Source organism: Microcystis sp. M090S1 (assembly GCF_020246295.1).
Lineage (GTDB): Bacteria > Cyanobacteriota > Cyanobacteriia > Cyanobacteriales > Microcystaceae > Microcystis > Microcystis aeruginosa.
Map to the genome: position 1 here is coordinate 1 of NZ_JADBTF010000169.1, position 9,165 is coordinate 9,165.

Sequence of the window (9,165 nt, forward strand, 5' to 3'; positions counted from 1 at the left end):
GGAATAAACTTGGGAGAAGATTCTGTTCTCGGTTTTCATCTTGTAGGGATTCTTGCTTTTTCCCTATCTACCCAGATCTTTTTCTTTTTGGCAACCCTTGTCTTGTCAGGTTTTGACCCACTTGTGTCCGTCAGTCAGGAGCAAACCTCATTGACAACTTGTGTACTAATTATCAAGTTTTCTTGATTCGTAATATTTGTAGCTATTTGTTGCTTAGGGATGGCATTAGGATCGCTACAATTAACAATGAAGCGATACAGCCAAATATTAGAATCAATAAAGAAGGGTTGAGATTCACCAGCGTTCATTGGCTTCTTCTCTGGTAAGAGGATGGAAGTCTTCAATTTTAATCGGATTTGCTGTTAACTGGGCGATTATCCCCGTTTCTGACCATTTTTGGGGAGTAAGCTGGGAAATTGAATTGGATGCTATAGTGAGTTTAACGCACTGTCCTTCATTGAGTTGGAGATTACTAAGAGGACGTAAAACGCCATTTTCAAAGACGGCTTCACAGGTTTGTTGCGGCATAACTCAATCCTTAATTCTAAACCACTCTTATTTTAACCGATGATTGTGTCTAAATTATGATTTTTTTGATTGTTTGATTGACTAGGATTTTTTTCGGCTATCATCCCTGTGATACAATTCTGATAATCTCCCCATTCAATCCCCTACCCCGACCAATGCTTGGGCTATGCTAGAATGGTGATAAAAGCATAGAATCCTATGTAGTTTAATTAGTTGAGAATGAATCAGAGAAAGTTATGTTCACAGATATCAATATTGGCACTTTCATAAAAAGCGATCCCAAAATTCATGGAGGTTGTCCTATTATCGCGGGAACTGCTGTTACTGTACGAAGAATAGTGATCTGGTATAAGTTAGGATATAGTCCTGAAGAAATTGCCGATGAAATCCCTCATCTTTCTTTGGCACAAGTTTATGCCGCTCTAACTTACTATCATACTAACAAAGAAACAATAGAAGCAGAAATTATAGCCGAAGCCGCCGAAGCAGATCGCATTGAAGCATTACATTATTCTTCTTCTTATGAGTAGAATTAGCTTATATATGGATGAGGATTCTACATTGCGATCGCTTGCTTTTATTTTGAAAAGTAGAGGTGTTGATGTGATTACTGCTTTAGAAGCTAATAGATTGGGATACTCTGATGAAGAACAATTAATCTGGGCAACTTCTCAGGGGTGTAGTCTTTATAGTTCTAATGTTAGAGATTTTTATTATTTACATACACTTTTCTTGCAACAAAAAAGAAATCATGCAGGAATCATTCTAGTCCAACAACAAAGATATTCAATGGGGGAAATTATGCGAGGGATTTTACAGCTAATTGCCACTAAATCAGCCGAAGAAATGATCGATCAGGTTGAATTTCTTAGTGCTTGGATTACTCGATGATTGTTATGAGGATTTGATAGACTGTTTTAAAAATTCTAACCACGACCTATTATCATAGCCCCTCATTATTCAGCCTTGATTCAGTGCGATCGCCTTTCTGACAATCTTACCACCAATCCCCAACTCTTGATGATTGCCGATGAATCGCTTATAACTGAATTAACCGCCACCATCTGCCACGCCATGAATGAACCCCAAAAACATCGACAATCTATTCGTTTAAAAGGCTATGATTATAGGCTTAATGGAGCTTATTATATAACAATTTGTTCTTATCAAAAGCAGTATTTATTTGGTGAAATTGTTGAAGGAAATATGGAGCAGAATTTACTTGGTGATACTGTTGAAGCAGTATGGTATAGACTGCCTCTACATTTTAAGTTTATTGAACTAGATACTTTTATTGTCATGCCCAATCATATTCATGGAATTATAGTAATACAAAATCAAGCTCTGGAAAAGGCTGCACACGATTCGCAATATCCTCACGGTACAATGCCGGAATCTTTGGGGGCTATTGTGCAGAATTTTAAATCAATTTCTACTCGTAAAATCAATTTTTTATGTGGCGATCGCCTGAAAATTTGGCAGCGCAATTATTATGAACATATCATTCGCAATGAAAATTCTTATCAAAAAATCCGGCAATACATTCTTGATAATCCGCGAAATTGGGAACAAGACGAGAACAATCTGAATAAATTCAAACCAATGTAGGGGCAAATAACCTGTGGGGACAAATAACCTGCGGGGACGAATAACCTGTAGGGGCGAAGCATTTGGGCATAACCTATCGCTGAAACCCTAGATTTTATATCCGAATGCTTCGCCCCTACCCCGGGCAATAACCTTCGCCTATTATCCCTGTGATACAATTTTGATAATCTCCTCATTAAATCCCTGTACGGGCGAAGCATTCGGGCATAACATATCGCTGAAACCGTAAATTTCCTATCCGAATGCTTCGCCCCTACCCCAGACAATAACCTTCGCCTATTATCCCTGTGATACAATTATGATAATCTCTCCATTAAATCCCTGTACGGGCGAAGCATTCGGGCAATAACATATCGCTGAAACCATAAATTTCTTATCCGAATGCTTCGCCCCTACCCCGGGCAATAAACTAATAACCTTCGCCTATTATCCCTGTGATACAATTCTGATAATCTCCCCATTAAATCCCTGTACGGGCGAAGCATTCGTGCATAATCTATCACTGAAACCCTAAATTTTCTATCCGAATGCTTCGCCCCTACCCATCAATTCCCCATCTACCACGCCATGAATGAACAACGCGCCCAAGCCTCCCTAAACCCGCAAGACTATCTCAATTTCTTGATGGAAACATTACAAAAAATCTCTGAAAATCCTAACCCTCAAGTTATTTATCCCTTTTGGGCGCAAAATCTGGATAAATTGGATGATAATTTAGCGCAAATCCTAGACAGTCGGGTGAGAAAGATATTAACGCAAGCCGCGGGAGAACAATATTATATGGCTAAAGATATTTTTAATTTTAGTAATTTAATTCAACAATTTCCCCTTGGTAACATCGCCACCCACAAAGAAATTGCCATCACGGGTTATGAAATAACCTTAACTATCTTCACTTTTGAAGCATTTCCCCAAGAATGGGCATTGACACAGTTTAGTCTCGCTATTGCTTACCGTAACAGAATCAGAGGAGAGAAAGCCGACAATTTAGAAAGGGAGATCGCCGCTTACCAAGAAGCTTTGAAAGTTTATACTTTTGACGCATTTCCCCAAGCTTGGGCAAGGACACAAACTAATCTTGGCACAGCTTACAGTGACAGAATCAGAGGAGATAAAGCTGAGAATCTTGAACAAGCGATTTCCTGTTACACAAAAGCCTTAAAAGTGTTAACTTTTGACGCATTTCCCCAAGAATGGGCAATGACACAGAATAATCTCGCTATTGCTTACTATTCCAGAATCAGAGGAGAGAAAGCTGACAATTTAGAAATAGCGATCACCGCTTACGAGAAAGCCTTGAAAGTGAGGAATTTTGACGCATTTCCCCAAGAATGGGCAATGACACAGAATAATCTCGGTGAAGCTTACCGTAACAGAATCAGAGGAGATAAAGCAGAGAATTTAGAAAAAGCGATCGATGCTTACAAGGAAGCCTTGAACGTGAGGACTTTTGACGCATTTCCTCAAGAATGGGCAGATACACAGAATAATCTCGCTGCTGCTTACAGTAATAGAATCAGAAGGGAGAAAGCCGACAATTTAGAAAAGGCGATCACCGCTTACCAGGAAGCATTGAAAGTGAGGACTTTTGACGCATTTCCCCAAGAATGGGCAATGACACAGCGTAATCTCGGTGAAGCTTACCGTAACAGAATCAGAGGGGATAAAGCCTGTAATTTAGAAAGGGCGATCGCCGCTTACCAGGAAGCCTTGAAAGTTTATACTTTTGACGCATTTCCTCAAGAATGGGCAGCGACACAGGTTAATCTCGCTAATGCTTACCGCAACAGAATCAGAGGGGAGAAAGTCGAGAATTTAGAAAGGGCGATCGCGTACTGCCAAGAAGCCTTGAAAGTTTATACTTTTGACGCTTTTCGCCAACAATGGGCAATGACACAGAATAATCTCGCTAATGCTTACAGTGACAGAATCAGAGGGGATAAAGCCGATAATTTAGAAAGGGCGATCGCCGCTTGCCAGGAAGCCTTGAAAGTGAGGACTTTTGACGCTTTTCGCCAACAATGGGCAATGACACAGAATAATCTCGCTAATGCTTACAGTGACAGAATCAGAGGGGATAAAGCCGATAATTTAGAAAGGGCGATCACCGCTTACCAGGAGGCTTTGAAAGTTTATACTTTTGACGCATTTCCCCAACAATGGGCAGGGATACAGAATAATCTCGCTATTGCTTACAGTAACAGAATCAGAGGAGAGAAAGCAGAGAATATAAAACAAGCAGTCATGTGTTATCAAAACGCTTTACAAGGATATGAAACCGCAGGAGATTTCCTGAATGCCGCAGAGATGGGGTTAACATTAGGTAAAATTAAAGTAGATCGAGGAGAATGGTATCAAGGATTAGCTTATTTAGAAAAAAGTCTTAAAATTTATCGTCAATTTGACGATCTCAAAAGTCGTGCTGATACCATTTATCAAATTGCTCATACCCATCACCTAATTGGAAACCATGAAAAAGCCTCTATTTATTATCGGGATGCTTTGCGCTTTTATGAATATCTAAAACATGATAGAGGTGTTGCCTTTTGTCAAGCAAGTTTAGGCAGACTCATGTTGCAAATTGGTTTTGTCGAAAAAGCTGAAGAATTATTAAAGAAGGCTACTTTTATTTTTAAAGAACTGAATAATGAACAAGAAATTGCTAAAATAGCAGAAGTTCTGAATTGCCTTGCCAAAATTAAGGAGAAACAAGCTGTATGAATGAAGCGGATCGCATTTGGGATGAATTAGATAATATCTATTGTCAATGGGGAATAACGGAAATTCCTTTTTCTGAAAGTGCTTCAACATTGAGGGAATCGCAGTTAAGAAAAGTTTTTACTGGGAGAAGTCAAGAATTAAAACCAGTTTTCAGCTTATTAAAAGGAAAAGAGCGTAAAAGATTGTTAGTTTACGGTTTGATTGGTATTGGGAAAACGGCTTTTATTTTAGAAATTTTAGATGTTCTAAAACGTAAAGCAACTAAGACTTTAACTGCCTATATCAGTTTGCCAGCTAATACAGATTTAGCTACCATTGCATTAATTGCTTTAGCCCGGGAAATGAAAGAAGATGAATGGGCGCAACAATTCTTAAATCAAATGGGATTAATTTCAGCCCAACCTTTAAGACAACGAGAGAATACAGCTAAATTTGGAATTGCAGGAATTGGTGCAGAATTAAAAGAAAAAAGTATTGATATTAATAAACCACTCTTTCCTGAACTTAGTTTTGAAGACTTATTAAAAAGAGCATTAAAAAAATATGAGCGAGTGATTATTGCTGTTGATGACTTGGATAAACAAGATCCTGCAACTGTAAAACAATTACTTTTAAATGCTCAAGGAATGCTAAAATCAGGAGCATGGTTTATTTTGACTGGTCATCCTTCGGGTTTAACCAGAGATATTTTAATTAGTGAAAGAGGATTATTTGATTTTGCGATTAAATTAGAACCTCTTGAACAATCTGTTATGTATGAAATGCTGGTTAATTACCTTAACAGTGTACGTTCTCAAGATTGTCAATATTCGGTAAAAGATCCCCAAGCAGTTAAACCTTTTACACCAGATACAGCTAAGATGTTGTGTGAGAGATCTAATGGTGTTCCGCGTTATTTAAATCGTTTAGGTAGCTATATTTTACAGAAAGCATCTGAATTAAATGCCGAAACTATTACACCTCAAATCTTAGAAGAAGGATTTATTTATGCTGACCAACAAATGCGAGGTCTGCCAGGATTAACCCCAGCAGATTTTATGTTGATAGATCTAATTCTAGAAAGGGATAAATTATCAGATGAAAATATTACTTTAGAAGATTTACAAAAGTTGCAAGTTCAAGAATTTAGTGAATTACTTCCAATTATTGACAAATTAGTAGAATTAGATTTAATTAGAAGATTGCCTAATGACCAAGCTATAGAATTTGCCTTAACTCCATTATTATTACCTTCTCAAGAAACGCAAAAATAAATCGCCATATCGTCGGCATCTAAAGCAGCGATCGCACTTGGATTGTCTGCCAATTCAGCGCGAAACTGAGCAATTTCTTCGGGGGTTACTGTAGTTGATTCAATATCCATAGGTTGTTCTTATTTACAGATAATGCTAATTGTATATTTTACCATCTATCGATAGTTTTTCATAGAAAGTGTTAATCTAACTGGTTACTGATAACTGAAAAGGTTCTTAATTCCCTACCATTGTGATAATTACTGTCATTTAAACCACGACAAAATTAACTAATTTGCCCGGGACAACAATCACTTTTTTGATTTCCTTACCCTCTAAATAACGTTGGGCGATTTCTGATTCCAGGGCGAGGGTTTCTAGGGTGCTTTTATCGGCACTAGCGGGAACTTGTATCGTGCCTCTGGTTTTTCCCAAAATTTGGATGACAAGGGTAATCTCGTCCACAATAAGGGCAGTGGGATCAACTTTTGGCCAGGGTTGCAGGTGAATTGATTGACTATGACCTAAAGCTTGCCATAATTCTTCGCTAAGATGGGGAGCAAAGAGGGAAAGTAAGATTAATAGGGTTTCGATTCCTTCCCGATAAATGGGGGATTCAAAACACTTATTATCCCCTAAAGCGTTACTGAGTTTCATCAATTCAGAAATGGCGGTATTAAATTGATAATCCCCTTCTAAATCCTCGGAGATTTCTTTAATAGCGGTGTGAATTGCCCGTCTTAAATCCTTGTCAGTTTTCGAGAAAGTTTCTATTTTTTTGACTTGCTTGGGTTTATTTTCAATATATTCGCTGACTAAACGCCACACCCGATTAAGAAAGCGAAATTGTCCTTCTACCCCCGCATCATCCCACTGTAAATCTTTTTCTGGGGGTGCGGTAAAAAGTATAAACATTCGGGCAGTATCGGCCCCATATTTTTCGAGGACTTTCAGAGGATCAACGCCGTTATATTTCGACTTAGACATTTTTTCAAAGAAGAAAGATAGAACTTCTCCCGTGTCTTTATCGCAATATTTATCCTCTTGATAGATAACATTTTCCGCGGGGACATATTTGCCAGTTTCGGGATTTTTGTAGGTTAATCCCTGTACCATTCCCTGGGTTAACAGACGGTTAAAAGGTTCATCGACATTAACTAAACCTCGGTCTCTTAAAACTTTGGTAAAGAAACGAGAATAGAGTAAATGTAGGATAGCGTGTTCGATTCCTCCGACGTATTGATCCACGGGCATCCAATCATTAACCTTCTCAAATTGAAAGGGTATATCTTCATTTTTAGCATCGGTATAACGGAGGAAATACCAACTAGAATCGATGAAAGTATCCATGGTGTCTGTTTCCCGTTTTGCGGGAGTTCCACAGCGAGGACAATCCACATTTACCCAGTCTTCTAACTTAGCTAAAGGAGAAGCACCTCGACCGCTAAATTCGACATTTTCCGGTAAAGTAACGGGTAAATTATCGATAGGTACTGGCACGGTTCCACAGTGGGGACAGTGGATAACTGGAATCGGACAACCCCAATATCTTTGACGGGAAATTAACCAATCCCGGAGGCGATATTGTATTCTAGCTTTGCCGTAACCTTCGGCAGTGGCATAATCAATAATAGCGGTTTTTCCTGCTGTAGAATTCAGTCCATTAAATTGAGCGGAATTAATCATAATTCCCGCTTCTGTATAGGACTCTTTTAACTCGATTTCGCCACTTTCTGGAGTAATAACTATCTTAATTGGCAGGTTATTTTCCCGAGCGAATTTAAAATCGCGACTGTCGTGAGCCGGGACTCCCATCACTGCCCCCGTCCCGTATTCGTAGAGGACATAATCAGCAATTAAAATCGGAATTTCTTCACCGGTAAAAGGATTAATTGCCACTCCTCCGGTTTTAATACCGCGTTTGGGTTTATCTTCGGCAGTTCTTTCTAATTCGCTTTCGCTGGCTATCTCTTGAATAAAAGTTTCTACGGCCGATTTTTGTTCGGGAGTGGTAACTTGTAAAGTTAAGGGATGTTCGGGAGCAAGTACCACATAAGTGACTCCATAAACCGTATCGGGACGAGTGGTAAAAACGGCTATTTTTTCTGTGGAGTTAACAAGAGGAAATTCTAAATAAGCACCTACCGATTTACCAATCCAGTTGGCCTGCATGGTTTTAACCCGTTCTGGCCAACCGGTAAGCTTATCTAAATCAGTGAGTAATTGTTCGGCATAATCGGTGATTTTTAGGAACCATTGCCGGAGTAACTTTCTTTCTACTTTAGCACCCGATCGCCAAGATTTTCCTTCACTATCTACCTGTTCATTTGCTAAGACAGTTTGATCGATAGGATCCCAATTCACTGCCGCTTCTTTTTGGTAGGCTAATCCTGATTCAAAAAACTGTAAAAATAGCCATTGGGTCCAACGATAATATTCCGGGGAACAGGTGGCAACTTCTCTTTCCCAATCGATAGATAATCCTAACTGTTGTAATTGCCGTTTCATCTGGGCAATATTTTGATCAGTCCATTTTGCTGGAGGAACTCCCCTTTCAATAGCGGCATTTTCTGCGGGTAATCCGAAAGCATCCCACCCCATGGGATGCAGCACGCGATAACCCTGCATTCTTTTCAGACGGGCAATCACATCGGTGATAGTATAGTTGCGAACGTGACCCATGTGCAGGTTGCCCGATGGATAGGGGAACATGGAGAGGGCGTAAAATTTCGGTTTATCGGCGTTTTCTGGGGTTTTGTCCAATCCCATTTGCTGCCAAATCTTCTGCCATTTCTGTTCGATTTCTGCGGGGTTGTACGGCACTGGGGTCTTTTCTCCTGAGTTGTATCTATCCCTCCCATTTTACAGCAGCCGGCTGGGGGTGATTGCCAGTCTTGGAGTTATCCACCCTAGCAAAAACCCTCTGGGTTTTAGTGGTTAATTTTCGCGGGGAATATTAAACCTCTTGCATAATTAACTTGTGAGGGTTCAAAAACGTCAAAAATAAGGATTAAATCGCATAAAATCTGTAAATAGACCATTTAACTGATTATTATTTCATTCTTAATTCTCCTGA

8 protein-coding genes are annotated in these 9,165 nt (G+C 39.3%); 5 read left to right on the forward strand and 3 right to left on the reverse strand.

The genetic code is table 11. The features are described from left to right. Positions 1–294: 294 nt before the first annotated feature. Positions 295–528 (reverse strand): antitoxin family protein, encoded by a 234-nt coding sequence (locus tag IM477_RS07595; RefSeq protein ID WP_002733787.1) that lies wholly within the window; start codon positions 526–528, stop codon positions 295–297. A gap of 236 nt (positions 529–764) precedes the next feature. Between IM477_RS07595 and IM477_RS07600 the strand changes: the two genes are divergently transcribed. The 5 genes from IM477_RS07600 (at position 765) to IM477_RS07620 (ending at position 6,110) form a co-directional block, all read left to right on the forward strand. Then, positions 765–1,058, forward strand: a complete 294-nt coding sequence (locus IM477_RS07600; protein ID WP_002799543.1) for a DUF433 domain-containing protein — start codon at positions 765–767, stop codon at positions 1,056–1,058. Next, complete coding sequence (locus IM477_RS07605) at positions 1,051–1,419, forward strand: DUF5615 family PIN-like protein (protein WP_004162358.1); 369 nt, start codon at positions 1,051–1,053, stop codon at positions 1,417–1,419. Before IM477_RS07600 ends, IM477_RS07605 begins: the two co-directional genes overlap by 8 nt. 129 nt (positions 1,420–1,548) lie before the next feature. Next, complete coding sequence (locus IM477_RS07610; protein ID WP_004162357.1) at positions 1,549–2,136, forward strand: transposase; 588 nt, start codon at positions 1,549–1,551, stop codon at positions 2,134–2,136. Positions 2,137–2,703: 567 nt separating this feature from the next. Then, positions 2,704–4,857 carry a tetratricopeptide repeat protein gene (locus IM477_RS07615; protein ID WP_287731194.1) on the forward strand — a complete coding sequence of 718 codons (2,154 nt, stop codon included), beginning with the start codon at positions 2,704–2,706 and terminating at the stop codon, positions 4,855–4,857. Beyond that, positions 4,854–6,110, forward strand: a complete 1,257-nt coding sequence (locus IM477_RS07620) for an ATP-binding protein (protein ID WP_061430786.1) — start codon at positions 4,854–4,856, stop codon at positions 6,108–6,110. Before IM477_RS07615 ends, IM477_RS07620 begins: the two co-directional genes overlap by 4 nt. On the opposite strand, the gene IM477_RS07625 is transcribed toward IM477_RS07620, so the two are convergent. Continuing rightward, the gene (locus tag IM477_RS07625) at positions 6,092–6,220 is read right to left on the reverse strand and encodes a hypothetical protein (RefSeq protein ID WP_287731198.1); all 129 of its coding nucleotides are present in this window, start codon (positions 6,218–6,220) and stop codon (positions 6,092–6,094) included. The two genes, IM477_RS07620 and IM477_RS07625, sit on opposite strands and share 19 nt — an antisense overlap. Positions 6,221–6,359: 139 nt before the next feature. Continuing rightward, positions 6,360–8,912 (reverse strand): leucine--tRNA ligase, encoded by a 2,553-nt coding sequence (gene leuS / locus IM477_RS07630; RefSeq protein WP_287731196.1) that lies wholly within the window; start codon positions 8,910–8,912, stop codon positions 6,360–6,362. Between the last annotated feature and the right edge of the window lie 253 nt (positions 8,913–9,165).

Coding starts and splice junctions, on each gene's coding strand:
- IM477_RS07595 (WP_002733787.1), bottom strand. CDS start 528: ATGCCGCAACAAACCTGTGAAGCCGTCTTTGAAAATGGCGTTTTACGT.
- IM477_RS07600 (WP_002799543.1), top strand. CDS start 765: ATGTTCACAGATATCAATATTGGCACTTTCATAAAAAGCGATCCCAAA.
- IM477_RS07605 (WP_004162358.1), top strand. CDS start 1,051: ATGAGTAGAATTAGCTTATATATGGATGAGGATTCTACATTGCGATCG.
- IM477_RS07610 (WP_004162357.1), top strand. CDS start 1,549: ATGATTGCCGATGAATCGCTTATAACTGAATTAACCGCCACCATCTGC.
- IM477_RS07615 (WP_287731194.1), top strand. CDS start 2,704: ATGAATGAACAACGCGCCCAAGCCTCCCTAAACCCGCAAGACTATCTC.
- IM477_RS07620 (WP_061430786.1), top strand. CDS start 4,854: ATGAATGAAGCGGATCGCATTTGGGATGAATTAGATAATATCTATTGT.
- IM477_RS07625 (WP_287731198.1), bottom strand. CDS start 6,220: ATGGATATTGAATCAACTACAGTAACCCCCGAAGAAATTGCTCAGTTT.